The 1278-nt window shown below is 57.4% G+C and carries 2 protein-coding genes; both read right to left on the bottom strand.

From position 1 onward, the window contains the following. A partial coding sequence (locus JHD73_RS27760) for a hypothetical protein (protein WP_199033336.1) occupies nucleotides 1-521 on the bottom strand: 521 nt, incomplete at its 3' end. 181 nt (nucleotides 522-702) lie between these two features. Further along, nucleotides 703-1278: hypothetical protein (locus tag JHD73_RS27755; protein ID WP_199033335.1), on the bottom strand; the 576-nt coding region annotated here is incomplete at its 5' end.

Below are 1278 nucleotides of genomic sequence, written 5' to 3'. Positions count from 1 at the left end.
GTGCTTAGCATCGTCTTGTTGGTGCCGATCTTCTTGGCAACCAGATGGACGGATTCATTGTGGCGATCAGCGGTGTCGAGAATGATCTTCAATGCTGCCGTGGCAAATCCCTTTCGCGGCTCAAGGGTGATGAGCTCCGAGAGATGAATGCCCCCATCGATGTCGGGATATGCATTGATCAAAGCCAGCGCTTCCTCCGAGCCGTTGATTTCAGTGACCATTACAACCTGCCGTGAGTCAATGGGGTTACGCGGGTAGGTCGCATAAATCTCGGCGACAGCTCGGCTTTCAGGTCTCTTGGGCAGGTGAATCGTGATAGGTCGTGGTTGATCCACTTCATGAAGCACTGACGACACTGCATCCCGCAGTGCCTGAGATCGGTCCTGGGAAGCGTTGATGGATGCTGTGTCGAGCTTTGCCAGGATGTCTGCTACCTCGTCTGCGCGGGGGTCGTGGCCAATGTCATCAAGGGCCTGCAGAACATCGCTTTCAGTGATGGATGCATCGACGAAATATTGCACGTGGTCTCTCCATGAAGCGCAGGTGGATGGAATCGGTTGGCTTGCGCCAGGGTGGGGATGCCATTAACTGCCAACGACTCTTTGTCGCTTTTTGGGGATTTTCAAAGCCGCCGCCTCCGGCGGCCAATAGCAATCCAGGTATCTGGAACAGCAGGGCGCTGTGCCCTTGAACGGCTGGTTCTCAAGGTGTCGGCGCTTCAAGTTCGCGAGCTGGATCCAAAGCTGGCCGGGTGTCGCTTTCCGGCAGGGACGTGAAATCTGCCAGGGCCGGGGTTGGATCGAAGAGCCCATAGACAAGGTGTTCGGGTGCCCGGGTATGCATTCCAGAGATGGTGCCGATGATCTGCGCCTGGCCGGAGCGACCTTCCAGATACGGTTCCCGTTGCCCGTCGGCCACCTTCAGTCCTCGGTCTTCCCACAGCTTGAGGCGTTGTCTGCGGTTCTCCGGGGCGTCGTTTTGCGGATCGCTCGCAAGGCCTACAACGCGGGCGTTGGGATGCTGCGTTCGCTGGAGCACTTGAACGGCGAGGTTGGCGAGGAAGTTGCCGAGACCCTTGCCGCGAACCTCATCCCAGTTGCTCGACCAGAGACTGTCTAGGCGAACCTGGTTGTTGTATCGTGGCTCGATCGTGACGTGACCGGTTGTTTCGAGTCCAGGTTGAAAGAGAGAATTCAACCCTGGCAAGGAGCAACCCAAGATGCCCCGCAAGAGCTTTACCCCCGAACAAATCATCGCGAAGCTGCGCCTCATCGAAGT

The organism is Ralstonia sp. ASV6, from assembly GCF_016429285.1.
GTDB lineage: Bacteria > Pseudomonadota > Gammaproteobacteria > Burkholderiales > Burkholderiaceae > Ralstonia > Ralstonia flaminis.
The sequence above is the reverse complement of the archived record's forward strand: the minus strand, read 5'-3'. Positions and strand labels throughout refer to the sequence as shown.